The organism is Streptomyces sp. NPDC093094 (genome assembly GCF_044754345.1).
Classification (GTDB): Bacteria; Actinomycetota; Actinomycetes; order Streptomycetales; family Streptomycetaceae; genus Streptomyces.
The window spans coordinates 1-18,458 of record NZ_JBIVOX010000035.1 but is presented as its reverse complement, the minus strand read 5'-3'; the positions used below and the strand labels follow the sequence as shown (position 1 = coordinate 18,458).

The following is an 18,458-nucleotide window of genomic DNA, read 5'->3' as shown; positions in this document are numbered from 1 at the left end:
AATGACTGCTACGGCAAGAGGGGTGGGGGCGGGCATCAAGAATCGCGGCAGGGGTGATTCGCGGAGGTGAGGGCCCGCCGGGTCCGCCCACGGGCCGGTCGCCCGGTCGCGGGCCGGTCACCCGCCCACGACCGGTCACCCCGTACCGGCTCAGGAAGACGTGCCGCCCGCCGATCCGGCGCCTGAACGCAGAACGCGGGACAGGCCCAGAGCGGCCGTCCGCACGGCGGGCGCCAGCTGGGCGGGGTGGAACCGGCCGCGCGGAACGGCGACGGACAGGGCGGCCACCGCCGTCGCCCCGTCGAAGACGGGCGAGGCGATGCAGCTGACGCCCAGGGCGGCCTCCTGCTCCTCGTACGCGAGACCGGAGACCCGGATCTGCTCCACGGCGGTACGCAGCCGCGCCGGGTCGGTGACCGAGTGCGGGGTGAGACGGGGCAGGGGCCCGGACAGCACCTCGTCCGCCAGCTCGGAGCCGGAGAAGGCCAGCAGCGCCTTGCCGACGCCCGTGCAGGTCAGGGGAAGCCGTCCCCCGATGCGTGAGGGCAGCGTCAGGGCCTGGTGGCCGTGGATCCGCTCGATGTAGACCACGTCGTGCCCCTCCCGGATGCCGAGGTGCACGGTCTCGCGAGTGGCCTCGAAGAGGTCCTGGAGGAACGGCAGCGCGGCCTCCCGCAGGTCGAGCCTGCGCGGCACCAGTGAGCCCAGCTCGAAGAGCTTGCCGCCGAGCCGGTAGGTCTCGCCGTCACGCTCGAGCAGACCGAGGCGCACCAGGTCGGAGCAGAGGCGGAACGCGGTCGTCTTGGCCAGTCCCGCGCGGGCAGCGATTTCCGTGAGGCGGAACATGCCTCCGTCGGGGCGGAAGCAGTCGAGCACGGCAGTCGCCTTGTCGAGCATGTTCCCCTGCGCGCTGTTCCGTGTCATGGAACGTATTTTGCCGCCGCTCGAACCGTACGCCTATACCTGTCGTGGATCGACGGACGGCCACCGCCGCCTCTCCGCAACCCTGCCGCTCTCCGCCCGGAGGTAACCCGTATGTTCGTCCCGCCCCGCCGCACCAGCCCCCGCAGGGGGCGACCGTGAGCCCGCACAAGCCCGCCGACGCCGTGATCGAGGCGGCGGCCGTCCTGGAGGAGGCCGTCAGCACTGGCGTCCCCTGCGCCCCGGTGCGCTCGCTCCTGCCCGAGATGGACGTCGAAGCCGCGTACGCCGTGCAGCGCCTGCACGTGGAAGGCGGGATCGCCGCCGGGCGGCGGCTGGTGGGCCGCAAGATCGGCCTGACCTCGCCCGCCGTGCAGCGGCAGCTCGGCGTGGACCGGCCGGACTTCGGCGCGCTGTTCGCCGACATGGCGGTGCCCGAGGGACGGCCGATCGCCCCCGGTCGGCTCCTCCAGCCGAAGGTCGAGGCCGAGGTCGCCCTGGTCCTCGGCACGGACCTGCCGCATCACGACCCGACCGTCGCCGACCTGCTGCGCGCCACGGCCTTCGCGCTGCCCGCGCTGGAGATCGTCGACAGCCGCATCGCCGACTGGGACATCACCATCGTCGACACCGTTGCCGACAACGCCTCCTGCGGCCTGTACGTCCTGGGCGCCACCCCCGTCCCCCTGGACCGCGTCGACCTGCGGGCCGTGACGATGACCCTCACCAAGAACGGGGAGACGGTCTCCGAGGGCACCGGAGCCGACTGCCTGGGCAGCCCCCTCACCGCCGCCCTCTGGCTCGCCTCCACCCTCGCCGGGCTCGGCGACCCGCTGCGGGCCGGCGACATCGTCCTGACCGGTGCGCTCGGCCCGATGGCCGTCGCCGCCGAGGGCGACGAGTTCACCGCGCACATCGAAGGGCTCGGCACGGTCACGACCACGTTCGCGTCCGCCGCCACGGAAGGGGCCGCAGCATGAGCACGAAGGTCGCCGTCATCGGGTCGGGCAACATCGGCACCGACCTGATGATCAAAATCCTGCGGCTCTCCGACTCCCTGGAGATCACCGCCATGGTCGGGATCGATCCCGACTCCGACGGCCTGGCCCGTGCCCGCCGCCTGAAGGTCGCCACCACCCACGAGGGCATCGACGGCCTGGTGAGGCTGGACGCGTTCGCGGACGTCGAGATCGTCTTCGACGCCACTTCGGCCGGCGCGCACCGCCACCACGACGAGGTGCTGCGCTCGCTGGGGCGCAGGGTCGTGGACCTGACGCCCGCCGCGCTCGGCCCGTACGTCGTCCCGCCGGTCAACGGCGACGACCACCTCGACGCACCGAACGTCAACATGGTCACCTGCGGCGGCCAGGCCACCATTCCGATCGTGGCCGCCGTCGGGGCCGTGACGCCCGTCCACTACGGAGAGATCGTCGCCTCGATCTCCTCCCGTTCGGCCGGCCCCGGCACCCGGGCCAACATCGACGAGTTCACCGAGACGACCTCGTCGGCCATCGAGAAGGTGGGAGGCGCCGTCCGGGGCAAGGCCATCATCGTCCTGAATCCGGCCGAACCCCCGCTGATCATGCGCGACACCGTGTACTGCCTGGTGGGCGAGTGCGACGACGCCGCGGTGACCGCTTCGGTGCAGGAGATGGTCGCCCGGGTCCAGGCGTACGTGCCCGGATACCGCCTCAAGCAGAAGGTCCAGTTCGAGCGCGTCGCCGACGACGACCCCCTGCGCTCGCTGCTGCCCGTCGGCACGCGGTCCACCGGCGCCGCGAAGGTCTCGGTCTTCCTGGAGGTCGAGGGTGCCGCCCACTACCTGCCCGCCTACGCCGGGAACCTCGACATCATGACCTCGGCCGCCCTGCGCACCGCCGAGCGCATGGCCGCCGCGCAGCCCTTCACGGAGGTGGTCTCCCGTTGACTTCCTCCCCTGCCTAAAGGTGGGGGATTCCAGCGGTCGCCCGCTGGGGTTCCTGCTTCACCGACGACCGCCCCGTCCGGGAGGACTCCCGTTGAGGTCTTACACCGCCTCCACAGGCAGACGCCGCCAGCCCGGCGGCCAGGATGTTGCGTGCCGCGTTCACGTCGCGGTCGTGCACGCTGCCGCAGTCGCACGTCCACTCGCGGACGTTCAGCGGCATCTTCGCCGCGACCGTGCCGCAGGTTCCGCACAGCTTCGAGCTGGGGAACCAGCGGTCGATCACGACGAGTTCGCGCCCGTACCAGGCGCACTTGTACTCCAGCATCATGCGGAGGTCCGTCCAGGCCGCGTCGGAGATGGCGCGCGCGAGCTTGCCGTTCTTGAGCAGGTTGCGGACGGTGAGGTCCTCGATCACGACCGTTTGGTTCTCGCGGACGAGTCGAGTGGTCAGCTTGTGCAGGAAGTCCCGGCGCCGGTCGGCGATCCGGGCGTGGACGCGGGCGACCTTCACTCGGGCCCTGGCCCGGTTGTTGGAGCCCTTGGCTTTGCGGGACAGCTCCCGCTGCGCGCGGGCGAGCCGGGCGCGGTCACGGCGCTCGTGCCGGGGGTTGGCGATCTTCTCCCCGGTGGACAGGGTCACCAGGGAGGTGATCCCGGCGTCCAGGCCGACCGCGTTCGCGGTGGCCGGCGCCGGCGCGATGGCGTCCTCGCACAGCAGGGACACGAACCAGCGGCCCGCCGGATCGCGGGACACGGTCACCGTGGTCGGCTCCGCCCCTCCGGGAGGGGACGCGACCAGCGGATGTCCAGCGGCTCCGCCGTCTTCGCGAGGGCCAGCCGCCCGTCACGCCACTTGAAGGCGCTGCGGGTGTACTCGGCCGACGCCCGTGACTTCTTCCGGCACTTGTACCGCGGGTACTTCGCCCGCTTGGCGAAGAAGTTCCCGAACGCCGTCTGAAGGTGCCGCAGCGCCTGCTGGAGCGGGACCGAGGACACCTCCGCCAGGAAGGCCAGTTCCTCGGTCTTCTTCCACTCGGTCAGCGCGGCCGACGACTGCACGTAGGAGACCCGGCGCTGCTCGCCGTACCACGCGCGAGTGCGCTCCTCCAGCGCCTTGTTGTACACGAGGCGGACGCAGCCGAACGTGCGCGACAGCTCCGCCGCCTGCTCGTCCGTGGGGTAAAAGCGGTACTTGAAAGCCCGCTTGACCTGCCACGTCATACCTCACACCGTATCGGATTCCGTGTGAGTGACGGCTGTCGGCCGGTGGCCCCAGACGCCGAATCGCCCTGGCGGCGATTCGCCTTTCCCTGCCCCGCTCCGCGGGAGCTTCATTTCTCCCCCGCAAGCGGGAGGTACCCCCACCCCGGCCTGAAGGCCGGGGTATCCACGAAGGAGATCCGATGACCGCGAACCAGCCCCCTGCCCTGTACGTGCAGGACGTGACCCTGCGGGACGGCATGCACGCCGTACGCCACCGCTACACCGTCGACCAGGCCCGCACCATCGCCGCCGCGCTGGACGCCGCCGGGGTTGCCGCGATCGAGATCGCCCACGGCGACGGCCTGTCCGGCTCCAGCATCACCTACGGCGTCGGCGCGCACACCGACTGGGAGTGGATCGAAGCCGTCTGCGACAGCGTGAGCCACGCGGTGCCCACCACACTGCTCCTGCCCGGTATCGGCACCCTGCACGACCTGCGGCAGGCTCACGCCCTCGGTATCCGCTCGGTGCGCATCGCCACCCACTGCACCGAGGCCGACATCTCCGCCCAGCACATCGCGGCCGCCCGCGACCTGGGCATGGACGTGGCCGGGTTCCTGATGATGTCCCACATGGCCGGACCCGCCGAACTGGCCCGCCAGGCCAAGCTGATGGAGTCCTACGGAGCCGGGTGCGTCTACGTCACCGACTCCGGCGGTCGCCTGACCATGGACGGCGTCCGCGATCGCGTCCGCGCCTATCGTGACGTCCTCGCACCGGACACCGGGATCGGCATCCACGCCCATCACAACCTCGGCCTGGGCGTCGCCAACTCCGTCGTCGCCGTGGAGAACGGCGTCACCCGCGTCGACGCCTCCCTCGCCGGCCAGGGCGCCGGAGCCGGGAACTGCCCGCTGGAGGCGTTCGTCGCGGTCGCCGACCTGATGGGCTGGGAGCACGGCTGCGACCTGTTTCCCCTGATGGACGCCGCCGACGACGTCGTACGTCCCCTCCAGGACCGCGAGGTCCGCGTCGACCGCGAGACCCTCACCCTCGGCTACGCGGGCGTGTACTCCAGCTTCCTGCGCCACGCCGAAGCCGCCGCCCGCCGGCACGGCCTCGACACCCGCGCGATCCTCGTCGAGGTCGGCCGGCGCAAGATGGTCGGCGGCCAGGAGGACATGATCACGGACATCGCCCTGGACCTCGCGGCGGCCGACTCCGCCGGCTGACCGGGAACGGCCGACACCGATGCCCTGTGGCCGTCCGGCGATTACGGCGCCACCGACGCAGGGGACCGGACCGGCGGATGTGAGGCGAAGCCCGGTCGGCGTGCTCACCGCCGGGGGCCGGATCAGGACCGGCGGGTCGAGCCGGGATCGGACATGAGGGGATCGTCTGCGAAGCGACGGTCGCCCCGGTGGCCTTCCGATTGACTTCGGGGTCTGTTTCTCCGGGGCCTGATGTCCCCCTCGCGGTGGGCCGACGCCGTCCTGGCCCGCCACGGCCTCACGACCACGCGACCGCTCGACCGGCCCACGCAAAGGAAGAAACCATGGAACCGCACCCCGACGGCAGCCCCGGCCACCGCCTGAGCCTGGCGATGGCTTCACGCCCGTCCGCCCGCCGCGCCGGAGCGCACGTCCTGGTACTCCAGCAGCGGTTCGCTCTCTGTCCTGGTCGGAGGCATCGTCGGGACTGTGGTGGGCGAGGGCAGGTCGGAGGCGGTCTTGCCGGACCGCCCCTCCATCGAGTGGCGCCGAGAGCTGTCTGCGCGGTGATCCGGGCAGCCTCTCCGCGTGACCGACGACTGTGCGGATGTGACCTGGGTCCGTGAACTCGACGACCTCTTCCTGCGCATAGGTCACCGATTCGGCCGTGCCGACCTGCGACGTCGCATGCGTGACTACGTCCGTGGCCTCCTGGGTCCGGTCGGACGCAAGAACGGCTGGCAGTTGGTCGAATACGCAGGGGCCACCGCACCCCTGATGGCCTGCAGAGGCTGCTGAACAGGGCCATCTGGGATGCCGATAGTGTCCGCGACGACCTGCAGGCATACGTCGCCGAGAATCTCGGCGAGGACTCTGGTTTGGTCGAGAACTCCGCCTTGTCGCCGAGTCCGGCGGACCCGGCAGCGGTCGGGGTCGGAGGTCCAGGAACGCGGAACATAGAGTTCCCGGTCGATCGCCGTGTGCCCTCGAGGGGGTCCGAGTTGGCGGGGTAAACGGCTACCTGGCTGTTCTCGACGTCTGGCGGTGCCGGTGTACCGGCGCTGGACACCGGCAGTGTCGGTGCCCTTCTTCACGTCGCCGGTCTCGTCGACCACCGGCACCGCCTCGTCGTCGTGCAGATGCTCCACCACGTAGTCATCCACGTCGTCGCGGACCTGGTCGGCGTCCCAGTCGGCCCGCCCGAGCAGGTGCTGCCACGGCGTTCGGGGTCCTGCCCGCAGCCCGCTCGGCGGTGGTCCAGCAGTTCCTGCGTGGCAGGTCCGACAGCAGGCCGCGTCCCAACCTCCGGCCTCGGCACCGGATTCGCTGCGCGTGAACCGTCCCGCTATCCGGCTCATCAGGCCCTCGAACGCCTCCTGCCAGTGGGCAGGGTTTACGCTGTGACCTGCGGCCACTGCGCGATCTTCAGTCTTCACTCACTGATGATCGAGGGTGGCTGCGCCCGTCTCCACAGCGCGTCAGGCTCGCGCAGCGTCTGTCTGCCGTCCTGTGTCTGGAGGACTCTGGAGGACTTGTGCAACGTGGCGAGGTCTGGTGGATCCAGTTCGACGAGCGGAGGTTGGTCGTACTGCTGTCGGGAGACGACGCGTCCGGGATCCGGGTGATGCAGGTCGTCGCTCCGGCGGGCGTCGACATCAGCGGTCTGGGCATCGAAGTGATAGTGGGCGCCGGTGAAGGAGTGCCGTTCGAAGGCGTGCTGCGGCTCGCGTTCCCGCGTCCAGGCCTCACCCCGTGCACGTGGCTGACCACCGTGTCGCGGGACGACCTGATAGAGCGGGCGGCTGTCCTGTCCTCGGCGAAGCTCAGCGAGATCGACGACGCCCTCCGACTCGCTGAACAGGCGCAGGGGCAGACCCCGGCGACGACCGCGAAGCTCAGCGAGATAAGGGACGCCCTCCGTCTCGGTGAAATCGGGTAGAGGGAGAAGGGGCGCTCGCCGGGGCGGCCTGGGCGAAGGTGAGCCTGGTCCGCGCAAAGGTGACGCTGCCCAACGGCTACTGCGGAGCACCGGTACAAACCGACTACGAGTACGCCAACCCCTGTCTGGACTGCCGGTTCTTCATCACCACCGGCGACTTCCTCCAGCAACACCGCCAACAGCGGCAGGAAACCAGCGAACTCATCACTCAGGCCGAAGACGCTGGACTCGCCCGGGTCGCGGAGAAGAACCGCCGCACCCTCGGCAAGATCATCAGCGCTCTCGAAGGGACCGCCGAGAATCAGATCGTCGTCGGCGGACAGGTGGAGGACGTCGATGCCGCCGGCTGACAACACCGCCGCACTGGCCGAGGCCACCCGACGCCGCAGCCAGCGCGCCCGCAGCGACGCCGAGAAGGCCATCTCAGCAGCACAACGCTCTGACAACCGGACCAGCTTCGCTGCTATCGCGAAGACGGCCGGTGTCTCGAGGTCGTGGCTTTACACCCAGCACGACCTGGTCACAGCCATCCGGCAGTTGCAAAATCGCCGGCCCGCCATCGAACGGACCGGCTCACAGCCCGCGTCGGTCGCCTCCCTTCGGCGTCGACTCGAGGCCGCGCTCGGGCGTATCAAGCAGCTACGAGCTGAGAACAACGACCTCGCCCGACGACTGGAGACCGCATACGGTGAGATTCGAAGGCTCCGCAGCGGACGGCCGTTGCCCTGATGAGTTCTCGGCTTGCCGAAGATCGTTCCCTGTGCGCGCAGTGAACACCTGATCCCGGCGCAACGCTGAAGCGGGTGAGGGATCGCTTCTCGCTCTCTCATGAGTGTCGGCGATAAGCCTTGTTGGCGATGCGCCAACCGTCGTCGACGCGGACCAGCAGGAAGATGTCGGTGAAGGTGTCCGCGCCGTGCTGGAGCGTCATGGTCGCGGTCGCGATGGTGCCGTGGACGTCGACGGTGTCGATCCGGCGAGAGCGGGTCGGTTCGTCCGGGGCCGAGTGGCCGTGGAAGAGAGCGCAGTATTCGTCCAGAGGCCACGAGACAAAAGCGCCGCCCCGGATTCCCTCGATGTGGGCGGTGGGCAGGAACGCGTCGCGGAAGTGGGTGGGCTCACCGGTGGCATGTCCGCGAATGTAGGCGTGGAGCGGTTCGAGGACGGCGTCCGACACGGCGGGGACCGTGGCGGCAATGGCGATGTCGGCCTCGGGGGCGGCAGGGGTGTCAGCCAGACCGACGGCGCTGCGCAGAGGCGTGTTCGACGCGTCGGCCAGCAGAGCCATGTCCTTGGCCAGCGCACCGATCGTGAAGTCGGCGATGCCGGCCGGCGGCTCACCGTCGAGGAAGGGGCGTTTGCGGGCCACGAGCCCGCCGAGCTGGCCGAGTTCGAGGACGTCCAGTGCCTGGGCGCGCTGCAAGCCGAGGGAGTCGGCTTGCCGAAGTGAGTCGCGCAGTGCGAGGACAGCGCCGGCGAGGCTGTTGTTGGCGATCAGCTTGAGCGCGGCGGCGGTGGAGGCGTCGTCGACGCGCCGCACGGTGCCGAGGGTTTCCAGAACCGGTCGGGCTCGATCGAGCGCGTCTTGGTCGGCGGCGGCGAGAATCTGCAGGGCGCCCGCGGCGGCAGCCGGCACGGAGCCGAGCACGGGGGCGTGGACATAGGACGGGCCGAGTTGCCGGGCCAGATTCGACGCCTCGGCAGGGGCGATGGTGCTGGTGTTCAGCACCATCGTGTCCGGTCGCAGCGAGTCACGGACGTCGTCGATGACCTGCTGGCAGGCCGAGCCGTCGAACAGCGCCAGGAGCACGAGATCGGCCCTTGCCACTGCCTCATTCGGATCGCCGATCGTCTTGACGGCGCCTGATGTGCGCCCTGAGCGTGTCCAGCCCACGACGTCCCAGTCCTGGGCAGTGAGCCGAGTCGCGATCGCTCCACCCATGCGTCCCAGGCCGAGGACTGCGATCGTGTGCGGTGTGGTCATGCACGCCACAGTGGCGCACCAGGAAGACTGCGACAAGCGCATATTATGCAGGTCAGCCATGCGGGAGACGCATGCCAGCCGTGCATACTAGCGCCATGGAACTGACGGTGTGGCGCACCTTCGTGACCGTGTGCCGACTGGGGTCACTGTCGGCGGCGGCCGCCGAGCTCAATCACACGCAGTCGGCCGTCTCACGGCAGATCGCCGGGCTGGAGCGGCAACTCGGCGTGCCTCTGGTGGAACGCCATGCGCGCGGTGTGCGTCCGACGCCTGCCGGTGAGGTGTTCCGGCACCACGCCGTGGCCACGCTCAACGAGGCTGACCGCGCTGTTCGCGCCGTACGAGACGTTCGTGACGGGACGTGCAATCGGCCGCTTGCTATTGGCGCGACACCGTCGCTGGCTGCAGGAATCGTTCCCGAGGCCATCCGGGGGCTGCTCGAGCGAGCCGGATCCATCCGGTGGAACCTGCTGCCGGACCTGAGCGCACAACTACACAACCGCGTGATCGCCGGCGATCTCGACATCGCTGTCGTCACCGATGCACCGCCAGGGCTGCCCCAAGACCCCCGGGTCGAACGCCGGTTCCTCGGGCTGGACGACATGGTCGTCGCACTGCCCGTCGGCCATCCGCTGGCCGGGCGCGGCCCGGTGCACATGCAGGCGCTGGCCGACCAGACCTGGGTCGAGGACAACGACGGATCGGCGGCGCTTCTGCGCCAACACGCCGCCCGCGCCGGGGTAAGCGCCCGCATCGACCTCACCGCAGCCGATCTGGCCGGCAAGCTGGCTCTGGTCGCAACCGGTCACGCCATCGCGCTCATACCCGGCGTGCTGACGGGCGCGCTCCGGACCGGCGTCACCACCATGCCCCTCGTCGATCCTCCGACTCGTGGCATCTACGCGATCACACCACGCCGTGCCCCCCACCCCTCCGCAGCACCCCTGCTCGACCAGCTCGCCACAACCTTCGCCTCGGTCCGTCCTGCCCACACCTCTCATCAGCCGACCGCGAAGGATGACCATGCCGCCGTGCTGACATTTGACGACAGCGTCACGGAAACGCCCCGAGTATGAGGCCGTTGCGCCAGGAGCACCTGGGCGCCGCCCGCTCATCACCGCTCTCAGGGCGGGGGCGATGTGCTGGACGGTGGCGGCACCGGGGCCCGTGAGGTCGGCTTCGGGCCAGGTTTCAGGGTCACGGGCACGATGGGCCTTGACCCCGGATCTTGAACACGTCTATGCGGCTCGGGCCAGGGTAGTTGATGCTGTTTGGAAGGTGTTCTCGTAAGCGATCGGTGATCGCTGCCCGAGGCGGGAGTGCCGGCGTTTGGTGTTGTATCGGGTCAGCCAGCGGAAGGCGTCAAGCCGGGCCTCCCGCTCGCTCGGCCAGCCTTTTCGACCTTTCAAGGTCTCTTTCTTGAAGCTGGCGTTGAACGATTCGGCGGCGGCGTTGTCCGCGCTGGACCCGACCGCGCCCATACTCTGTCGCACCCCTGCTGACCTGCAGGCTTGGGCGAAGATTCGACTCGCATATTGGGTGAGTTCAACTGGTCGTTGCAACACTGGGCTGTTGTATGAAGCGTAGCTGTTCCTCGAATACCTCGGCCGGTGTCCGCCAACCGAGGACTTTGCGGGGCCGGTTGTTGATCGTCAGCGCGACGGCTTCGAGGTCCTCGGACGACCACCGGGAGAGGTCGGTGCCCTTTGGGAAGTACTGACGCAGTAGCCCGTTCGTGTTCTCGTTCGTCGGTCGTTGCCAGGGTGAGTGCGGATCGGCGAAGAACACCTTCGTCCCGGTATCGAGAGCGAACTGGGCATGGCCGGAGAGTTCCTTCCCTCGGTCCCAGGTGAGGGTCTTGCGCAGTTGTTCGGGCAGCTGCGCCATCGACGTGGTGAGCGCCGCGGTCATCGCGATCGCGCCGTAGCCCCCGAGCGAGACGCCGTTCTTCACCGGCGGGTTCTCGCCCCACCCTTCGAGACGGGGCAGGTGCACGAGAAGCGTGGAGCGGCTGCTGCGCTCGACCAGCGTGCCGATCGCGGAGCGGCCCGTCCCGATGATCAGATCGCCTTCCCAGTGTCCGGGGACCGCGCGGTCGGTTGCCTCGGCGGGGCGTTCGCTGAGGACGACGTCCGCGGTGACATGCCCTTGCGGCTTGTTCTGTGACCGCGCACGGGGAGTCCGCAGCGCCCGGCCGGTACGCAGACACGTGACCAGCTCCCGCTTGAGCGCACCGCGGCCCTCGATGAACAGCGCCTGGTAGATCGCTTCATGGCTGATGCGCATGGACTCATCATCGGGGAAGTCGACGCGAAGCCGGCGCGAGATCTGCTCCGGGCTCCATGCCGTCGCCCATCTTCTGTCCTGGCGGTGGGGCTTGTTCAGTCCCTTCCACGCGGGCGTCGTGGACCCGGTGACGATCGTGCCGTCGGGACGACGGACACTGCCGGCGAGCCGTTTTTGTACGTATTCACGCAACCTGTCGTTGCCTGCGAGCTTGGCTGTCTTCGGGCGCTTCGCGGCCTGCTGTGCCTCCCACTGCGCGACCGTGGCCCGGTACTCCTGCTTCCCGCCACGGGTGGCGGCGTAGCTCGCGCGAGATCGTCCCCGGGTCACGTCCGATCGCGCGGGCGATCTCGCGCACCCCCTCGCCCTGGGCGCGCAGAATCGCGGTCTCCTCGCGCTCCTCGAAGCTCAGGTAGCGGCCGGTGGGCTCGGCCAGAGAGATCGGCGCCATGCCGCCAGCGTGGCGGAACCACCGAGTACCGACCGGCACCGACACCCCGACCGCCAGCGATGCCTCAGCCGTCGTGACGCCCGTGGCGATCAGCCGCCAGAACTGCCGCTGCACCACCCGAGACGGATCAGGCCGCCCAGGCGAACGCATCGCCGGCCTCAGCGCCCGGTCAGCACGCCACTGCCGCCGAAGTCCCGCGGGCGCATCGCCGGTCTTCCTGCTCCAGTCCTCCGTAGCGATCTTGAACACCTCCGACATCAAGGTGTTGCGACGACCGGTTGAATCCGCCCGCTCTAATCCTGGCCTCAGGTTGATCGGGGACAATGAGCGGCAAAAACAATCGACTGGAAGGGGGCGGGCCGGCGTGCGGATCATGATCGCGGATGATGAAGCGGCCATCCGTGAGTCGCTGGAGCGGGTGCTCCAGGTCGAGGGTTACGACACCAGCACCGTCGCCAACGGTCTCGCCGTGCTCGACGGGGTCGGTGGGGCCGACGGCGACACGCTGGATCTTCTGATCCTCGACGTGATGATGCCCCGCCTCGGCGGGCTGGAGACCTGTCGGCGGTTGCGGGCCGCGGGCCGGGATCTGCCGGTGCTGATGCTGACCGCCCGTGACCAGGTCTCCGACCGGGTCGCGGGGCTGGACGCGGGCGCCGACGACTACCTGCCCAAGCCGTTCGCCACCGAGGAGCTGCTGGCCCGGGTGCGGGCTCTGCTGCGTCGGCGCACGCCGACCGACGGGGAGTCGCAGATCCTGTCGTTCGCCGACGTCCGGCTCGATCCCGACAGGTTCGAGGCGTGGCGGGGCGGGCGGCCGCTGCGCCTGACCCGGACCGAGTTCTCCCTCCTGCAGGTCCTCATGAGCAACGCGACCCGGGTCTTGACCCGCGACGCGCTGTTCGAGGCGATCTGGGGCTTCGACATGAGCGCCACCGCCAACAACCTCCAGGTGTACGTGAGCTACCTGCGCCGCAAGACGGAGGCCGAGGGTGAGCCGCGATTGATCTACACGCTGCGCGGCCTGGGTTACGTTCTGCGGGAGACTCCTCCGTGAGCAGGCCCGCCGGCCGGGAACCGCGCCGGCTGACCCGATGGTGGCGCCGGCGGTCCCTGCGGGCCAGGCTGACGGTGATCGCGGCGACGGCCATCGCGGTCAGCGTGTTCGTGGCCTTCCAGGTGGCCAGCGAACTACTGGGCTGGGAGCTGCAGGACAGCGCCAAGAATCAGCTGCGCACCGACTCCCGCGTCCTGGCGACGAACGCGCAGCGCGCCGGTCTGGCGCAGGTCCAGCTACCGCCGTATCCCGGATCCGGTCGGCTGGTGCGGGTCATCCTGCCCGACGGCTCGACCCGGACGCCGGCCGGCCAACCCGCGCTGCCCCCAGTCAGCGAGCACGCCGAGCGGGTGGCGCAGGGCGCGTCTGCCGACCTGATGGAGTCGAACGACAGCGACGAGGACGGCTACCTCATCTACACGCTGCGGGCGGGCGACGGCGCGGTCCAGGTGGCCCAGGTCGCCGACGACAGCCCGATCAACCAGTTCGGGGTCGGCATGCTGCTGATCGGGCTGCTCTGCGTGGTCGGCGGCACCCTTGCCGGGCGGACCGTGGCGCGGACCGGGCTGGCACCGATCGACCGGCTGACCGCCGCCGCGGTACGTGTCGCGCACACCCGGGATCTCGACGCCGACATCCCGGATGAGGGTGGCGGGGAGATCCGGCGGCTGATCCAGTCGATCAATGACATGCTCGCCGCGCTCCGGGACTCCCGGCGGGCCCAGCGACTGCTCGCCGAGGACGCCGCCCACGAGCTCAAGACCCCGCTCACCAGCCTGCGCCTCAACGTCGAGCTGCTGATCCGGCTCGATCGGCGCGGCACCCTGGACAGCGCACTGCCGGCGGAGAGCCGGACCCGGCTGCTCAACGATCTCGGCGCCCAGGTGGCCGAGTTGAGCACCCTTGTCGCCGAGCTGACCGACCTGGCACGCGGTGACGTCAGCGACGAGAACACCGAGCTGCTCGACCTCGCCGACGTGGTGGCGGCCGCCGCGACCCGGGCACGTTCCCGCACGCCCGACGTCGAGGTCGCGCTCGACGTGACCTCCGTGTGGGTGAGCGGGCGTCCCGCCGCGCTCGAGCGGGCGGTGCTCAACCTCATCGACAACGCCGGCAAGTGGTCCCCCGCGGACCAGCCGGTCCAGGTCCGGCTCCGTGCCGAGGGCGCGTCGGTGGTGCTCGAGGTCGACGACGCCGGGCCGGGCATCGACGCCGCCGACGTACCACGGGTGTTCGACCGGTTCTACCGTGCCGACAGCGCCCGGGCGTTGCCGGGATCCGGTCTGGGGCTGTCGATCGTGCGGCGGGTCGTCGACGCCCACGGCGGCCGGGCCACCGTCGCCCGCTCCGCACGCGGTGGCGCGCTGCTTCGGGTCGACCTTCCGGCCGCGGCCCCGCCCGCCCCCATCGCGCGACTCACCGCCGGGGAGGACACCGCGATGCGCTGACCCGCCGGCGGCACGGCGCAGAACGAGGGACGGCGGCCCACCGACATGGCCCCGCGCGGCTCACCGTCGGGGCAGGACACCGCGATGCGCCGACCCCAGCCCCGGCGCGTGGCGCAGCACCAAAGGGCGGCGACCGTCGGACCCATGAAAAAATCCGGGACGGGCCTGGGGCCCGTCCCGGATCTCGTCCGTGCCGCCGCGCTCACCGTTGCAGCGCGGGCTCCTCGTCGTCGGCGAGCGGCTGTTGACCGTCCGGCAGCTTTGCCGCTGGACGGGACAGCCGGCTCGGCCACCACATCCGCCGGCCGATCAGCAAAGTGAGAGCGGGTACCAGGACCGACCGCACCAGCAGGGCGTCGAGCAGCACGCCGAAGGCGACCAGGAACCCGACCTCGATCAGCATCACCAGCGGAAGTGTCGCGAGGACCGCGAACGTGGCCGCCAGGACCAGGCCTGCCGAGGTGATGACGCCACCGGTGGCCGAGAGGGCTTTGAGCATGCCCTCTCTGGTGCCGAGGCGCACGGTCTCCTCCCGGGCCCGGCTGGCCAGGAAGATGTTGTAGTCGACGCCGAGCGCCACCAGGAACAGGAATGCCAGCAGCGGCACCGAATAGTCGACACCCTTGAACCGGAGGATCGTGTCGAAGACGAACACGCTGCCGCCGAAGGCTGCGGCGAATGAGACGATCACGGTGGCCATCAGGACCAGCGGGGCCAGGATCGCGCGCAGCAGCAGCCCGAGGACGATCAGGACGACGGCGAGCACCAGCGGGATCACCAGCTTCTCGTCGCGCTCGGTGGTCACCTCGGTGTCGAGGTTCTCCGCACTCGGCCCGCCGACGATCGCCTCCGCCCCGCGCACCGCGTGCACGGCGGTGCGCACCCGCTTGATCGTGTCGTACTCCGCGGCGGTGTCCGGCGCGTCCTTCGGGAACACGGAGATGTTGGCCCAGCCACCGCTGGTCCGCTCCGGGATGGCCAGGGCCACACCGCGAGTGTCCTTGACGATGTCGAGCACCCGCTCCTGGTGCGCCGGCCGCGTGAAGATCGTCATCGGCTGTCCGCCGAGCTCCGGGAAGTGCTGGCGCAGAACGGTGAAGCCGGTGACCGACTCCGGCGCGGACAGGAACTGGTCCTGCTCCCGCAGGGCGCCGGTGTTGCCCGCCAGCCCGAGGGCAAGCACGCCGAGGACTCCGAGCGAGCCGAGCGTCGCCACCCACCGGCGGCGGCTGATGGCGGCGCCGAGCCGTCCCCACAGCCCCGGCTTCTCCTCCACGGCCGTGCTGAACCGCGGGATGGCCGGCCAGAAGATCCGCCTGCCGAGCACCACGAGCACCGCTGGGAACAGCGTCAGCATGGCCACCAGCGCGCACAGGATGCCGGCCGCACCGATCGGGCCCAACCCGCTGGTGCTGTTCAGGTCCGCGACGAGCAGGCAGAGCAGGCCGGCGACCACGGTGGCCGCGGACGCGACGATGGCCGGCGCCGCGCCGCGTAGCGCGTGGACCATCGCGACCCGGACGTTCTCATGGTGGTGCAGTGCCTCCCGATACCGAGCGATGAGCAACAGCGCGTAGTCCGTGCCGACGCCGAATACCAGGATCGTCAGCAGCGCCGAGTTCTGGTCGTTGACCACGATGCCGAAGCCCTTTACGAGCAGGTAGACGGTCCCCATCGCGGTCAGTGCGGCCGCGCCCACGGCCAGCAGCGGGATGATCCACAACACCGGGCTGCGGTAGGTGAGGATGAGCAGGAGCGTGACGACGGCGATGGTGGTGAGGAGGACCTGCACGTCGATGCCGTCGAAGACGGCGTCCATGTCGCCGTCGATCGCGCCCGGGCCGGTCACGTCGAGTTCCAGCCCGGAGGGGCGGTCCTTCGCGGCGTCACGCAACGGGCCGACGATTTCCTCCGGTGCGCCGTAGGCCGTGCCCACCTCGAGGGTGAACATCATCGCCTTGCGGTCGGTGGAGGGACTCAGCGGTGAGCCCTCGTCGTCCTCGCCGGCCGCCGCCGTCGCCTTCGGCAGGTACCGCTTGGCAAGGGTGTTGTAGTGGCGCTCGACCGTCGCGCGGTCGGCGTCGGTCATGCCGCCGGCGCGGTGGTACACGAAGACGAACGTGTTGCTGTCACCGCCGGGGAGACGGTCGTCCAGCACCGCCACCTTGGTGGACTCGGCACCGGCCGGCAGGGTGTCCACGGCGCTGTCGGTGGTGACCGAGCTCAATTTTCCGCTCAGCGGCACCATGCCCGCCGCCAGCACCAGCCACAAGCCGATCACCAACCATGGCACCCACCGGCCTGCCAACCGACCGGCCGGGGCTTCCCCCGACGGCGCTGCGTTGACTGCCATCACTAGCCTCCTACATACGGGTTGCATCGCTTATCTGGATGCCGACTTCCTACTGAGCGAACCTGAGACGACTGTTAATGCGGTGCTCAGGCCGGTTGGCCGAACCATGTGCCCAGCGCACGCACCCGCGTGGTGGCGTCGAGGTCCTGCCCGGTGGGCAAGGCCCGGGCGACACAGCCGTCGGGCCGGATGAGCAACGCGTCGACGTCCACCCGGTCCGTGCGGGCGGTGACGGTGTTGACCCGTCCGCTCCACGCGGCTGCGGCGTCACGGGCCTCCGCGCGGTCGACGAGGTCGAGCAGGGGCCCACGACCCTCACGCAGCAGGTCTGCCGAATCGGCGATCCGCCGCATCGTCAGCCCGGGCAGGTAGGCGACCGGGCAGCCCATGTCCCGGGCGACTGCCAGCGGCAGGGCGCCGATGAAGGCCGGCTGGTCGACCACGACGAGCACTGTTCCGTGCTTGGCCTGCTGCAGAGCGGCCACCGCCCGGAGCGGTCCCGCGCCTCCACCGCGACCCGCACACGCACTGGCGTCCCGTCCCCGGGGACCTTGTCGTCGGCGGCGGTCTCCTCGATGGCGGTCAGCTGCCGGACATCGACGGACGTGAACGGGGCCGGGGAGACGGCGCGTGCGGTGGCGCCGGGGGCGAGGTAGCGGTCGACCTCCCCGGCGCCGGTGAGGTAGGCGGCGAGGAACTCTGCGACCGTGGTGGACAGAGCCCCGTCGGGCACGGCCACCCCATACGGGGACGCGGGTGTCTTGGCGCGGCCGGGTCCGGCCACGACCGCGGGCGCCTCGGTCACCGTGAAGGAGCGTCCGTCCGCACCGGCGGCGATGGGTACGGCGTAGTGGAGGAGGCGTCCGTCGGCGTATTGCGTGGCCACCGTCACCGACCACACGCCGCCCGCGTGCTGCGCGCTGCGCACAGCCGTCACGGACACAGGCGCCGATTGCGCATCCTGGGTCGCATCGGGGAGTTCGACGTCCGGCGCCAGCGACTGTGCAAGCCGCGCCTGCGCAGTCTGCGCATCGCCTGCGCAGCCATGCGTCGGTGAACAACTGCGCATACCCCGACGGGTCCGCGGCAGCGGCGACAGCCGCGGTGCGCACATGCGCCGGCGTGTGTGCAGTGGCTGTTTTGACCATGGCCGGATCGGAGGTGAGCGCGAGCGTGAGGGCGAGGGGGCCGGACGCGATGAGCGCCCACACCGCGGCGCGGGACAGGCGCACCCGCCGCCGCATCGTCCCCAGACGGGCGCCAGCCGCGAACGGTGCCGCGGACCAGCCCGGTGGGGCCTGCTTGCCAGAAGACATGGTCGAACTCCCAGGTCAGAATGGACGCTTCCGACCTCGAGACAACCCGCCCGCCCCGACCAGACCACAGACCACCAGACCCCGACCACGGTCACGATGCGGACACAAACCCCGTGGTACGCCCCGTGGTGCGCCCGACCACGGGGCGTACCACGCCCGCCGCCCGAGGGGGCTGTGTACCAAGAAGGTGGCCGCCGTGTTGGACGCCGGTGGGACCTGTCCCCGAGTGGTGGACACCTCTGATCCCGGCCCCGGTAGGGGCTGGGCAGGAGGCATCTTTTATGGTGATGAAGGTCTACTCGCCCGAGTTCAAGGCTGACGCTGTCGCGCTGTACCTGTCGGATACGAGCCATACCTTCGAG

Annotated in this window: 13 protein-coding genes and 5 pseudogenes; 10 read left to right on the top strand and 8 right to left on the bottom strand. The window is 70.2% G+C overall.

The window, feature by feature from the left end:
- Positions 1–150: 150 nt before the first annotated feature.
- A complete protein-coding gene (locus ACIQGV_RS38515) occupies positions 151–897 on the bottom strand; it encodes an IclR family transcriptional regulator (RefSeq protein WP_402503937.1) in 747 nt (248 codons plus the stop codon).
- 182 nt (positions 898–1,079) lie between these two features.
- On the opposite strand from ACIQGV_RS38515, the gene mhpD reads away from it, so the two are divergent.
- Complete coding sequence (gene mhpD / locus ACIQGV_RS38510; RefSeq protein ID WP_402503867.1) at positions 1,080–1,901, top strand: 2-keto-4-pentenoate hydratase; 822 nt, start codon at positions 1,080–1,082, stop codon at positions 1,899–1,901.
- Positions 1,898–2,848, top strand: coding sequence for an acetaldehyde dehydrogenase (acetylating) (locus tag ACIQGV_RS38505; RefSeq protein ID WP_402503865.1), 951 nt, complete (start codon positions 1,898–1,900; stop codon positions 2,846–2,848). Before mhpD ends, ACIQGV_RS38505 begins: the two co-directional genes overlap by 4 nt.
- Before the next feature lie 13 nt (positions 2,849–2,861).
- On the opposite strand, the pseudogene ACIQGV_RS38500 reads toward ACIQGV_RS38505, so the two are convergent.
- Positions 2,862–4,069, bottom strand: a pseudogene (locus ACIQGV_RS38500) (RNA-guided endonuclease InsQ/TnpB family protein).
- 182 nt (positions 4,070–4,251) lie between these two features.
- Here ACIQGV_RS38500 and dmpG point away from each other — a divergent pair.
- A complete protein-coding gene (gene dmpG / locus ACIQGV_RS38495) occupies positions 4,252–5,283 on the top strand; it encodes a 4-hydroxy-2-oxovalerate aldolase (protein WP_402503862.1) in 1,032 nt (343 codons plus the stop codon).
- Between the two features lie 567 nt (positions 5,284–5,850).
- Positions 5,851–6,060: a hypothetical protein gene (locus tag ACIQGV_RS38490; RefSeq protein ID WP_402503944.1), complete on the top strand. Its 210-nt coding sequence runs from the start codon at positions 5,851–5,853 to the stop codon at positions 6,058–6,060.
- A 61-nt stretch (positions 6,061–6,121) separates the two neighbouring features.
- Here ACIQGV_RS38490 and ACIQGV_RS38485 read toward each other — a convergent pair.
- A pseudogene (locus ACIQGV_RS38485) lies at positions 6,122–6,620 on the bottom strand (transposase); the annotation flags it as partial.
- 176 nt (positions 6,621–6,796) lie between these two features.
- Between ACIQGV_RS38485 and ACIQGV_RS38480 the strand changes: the two are divergent.
- Genes ACIQGV_RS38480 through ACIQGV_RS38470 form a run of 3 tightly spaced genes read left to right on the top strand, consistent with a single transcriptional unit; the run spans position 6,797 to position 7,930 of the window.
- A complete protein-coding gene (locus ACIQGV_RS38480) occupies positions 6,797–7,201 on the top strand; it encodes a type II toxin-antitoxin system PemK/MazF family toxin (protein ID WP_402503860.1) in 405 nt (134 codons plus the stop codon).
- A gap of 59 nt (positions 7,202–7,260) precedes the next feature.
- On the top strand, positions 7,261–7,551 hold the full coding sequence (locus ACIQGV_RS38475) for a hypothetical protein (protein ID WP_402503858.1): 291 nt from the start codon (positions 7,261–7,263) through the stop codon (positions 7,549–7,551).
- On the top strand, positions 7,538–7,930 hold the full coding sequence (locus tag ACIQGV_RS38470; RefSeq protein ID WP_402503855.1) for a DUF6262 family protein: 393 nt from the start codon (positions 7,538–7,540) through the stop codon (positions 7,928–7,930). The genes ACIQGV_RS38475 and ACIQGV_RS38470 overlap by 14 nt, the downstream gene beginning before the upstream one ends.
- A gap of 97 nt (positions 7,931–8,027) precedes the next feature.
- Here the strand turns inward: ACIQGV_RS38470 and ACIQGV_RS38465 are convergent, their stop codons facing one another.
- Positions 8,028–9,227: a nuclear transport factor 2 family protein gene (locus ACIQGV_RS38465; RefSeq protein ID WP_402503935.1), complete on the bottom strand. Its 1,200-nt coding sequence runs from the start codon at positions 9,225–9,227 to the stop codon at positions 8,028–8,030.
- A gap of 53 nt (positions 9,228–9,280) precedes the next feature.
- Here ACIQGV_RS38465 and ACIQGV_RS38460 point away from each other — a divergent pair, with 53 nt between their 5' ends.
- Positions 9,281–10,261 (top strand): LysR family transcriptional regulator, encoded by a 981-nt coding sequence (locus ACIQGV_RS38460; RefSeq protein WP_402503853.1) that lies wholly within the window; start codon positions 9,281–9,283, stop codon positions 10,259–10,261.
- 162 nt (positions 10,262–10,423) lie between these two features.
- Here ACIQGV_RS38460 and ACIQGV_RS38455 read toward each other — a convergent pair.
- A pseudogene (locus ACIQGV_RS38455) lies at positions 10,424–10,723 on the bottom strand (integrase core domain-containing protein); the annotation flags it as partial.
- Between the two features lie 7 nt (positions 10,724–10,730).
- A pseudogene (locus ACIQGV_RS38450) lies at positions 10,731–11,922 on the bottom strand (IS30 family transposase).
- A gap of 364 nt (positions 11,923–12,286) precedes the next feature.
- Here ACIQGV_RS38450 and ACIQGV_RS38445 point away from each other — a divergent pair.
- Together ACIQGV_RS38445 and ACIQGV_RS38440 are read left to right on the top strand one after the other, a co-directional pair.
- Positions 12,287–12,979 carry a response regulator transcription factor gene (locus ACIQGV_RS38445; RefSeq protein WP_402503851.1) on the top strand — a complete coding sequence of 231 codons (693 nt, stop codon included), beginning with the start codon at positions 12,287–12,289 and terminating at the stop codon, positions 12,977–12,979.
- Positions 12,976–14,427, top strand: coding sequence for an ATP-binding protein (locus ACIQGV_RS38440; RefSeq protein WP_402503849.1), 1,452 nt, complete (start codon positions 12,976–12,978; stop codon positions 14,425–14,427). The genes ACIQGV_RS38445 and ACIQGV_RS38440 overlap by 4 nt, the downstream gene beginning before the upstream one ends.
- Before the next feature lie 202 nt (positions 14,428–14,629).
- Here ACIQGV_RS38440 and ACIQGV_RS38435 read toward each other — a convergent pair whose 3' ends face one another.
- On the bottom strand, positions 14,630–16,780 hold the full coding sequence (locus ACIQGV_RS38435) for an MMPL family transporter (protein WP_402503846.1): 2,151 nt from the start codon (positions 16,778–16,780) through the stop codon (positions 14,630–14,632).
- 86 nt (positions 16,781–16,866) lie between these two features.
- A pseudogene (locus tag ACIQGV_RS38430) lies at positions 16,867–17,244 on the bottom strand (hypothetical protein); the annotation flags it as partial.
- Positions 17,245–18,458: the final 1,214 nt, after the last annotated feature.

What these genes read in the sequence shown, in the direction of transcription:
- ACIQGV_RS38515 (WP_402503937.1), bottom strand. Translation starts at nt 897, where the DNA reads ATGCTCGACAAGGCGACTGCCGTGCTCGACTGCTTCCGCCCCGACGGA.
- ACIQGV_RS38505 (WP_402503865.1), top strand. Translation starts at nt 1,898, where the DNA reads ATGAGCACGAAGGTCGCCGTCATCGGGTCGGGCAACATCGGCACCGAC.
- dmpG (WP_402503862.1), top strand. Translation starts at nt 4,252, where the DNA reads ATGACCGCGAACCAGCCCCCTGCCCTGTACGTGCAGGACGTGACCCTG.
- ACIQGV_RS38470 (WP_402503855.1), top strand. Translation starts at nt 7,538, where the DNA reads ATGCCGCCGGCTGACAACACCGCCGCACTGGCCGAGGCCACCCGACGC.
- ACIQGV_RS38465 (WP_402503935.1), bottom strand. Translation starts at nt 9,227, where the DNA reads ATGCGCTTGTCGCAGTCTTCCTGGTGCGCCACTGTGGCGTGCATGACC.
- ACIQGV_RS38460 (WP_402503853.1), top strand. Translation starts at nt 9,281, where the DNA reads ATGGAACTGACGGTGTGGCGCACCTTCGTGACCGTGTGCCGACTGGGG.
- ACIQGV_RS38435 (WP_402503846.1), bottom strand. Translation starts at nt 16,780, where the DNA reads ATGGCAGTCAACGCAGCGCCGTCGGGGGAAGCCCCGGCCGGTCGGTTG.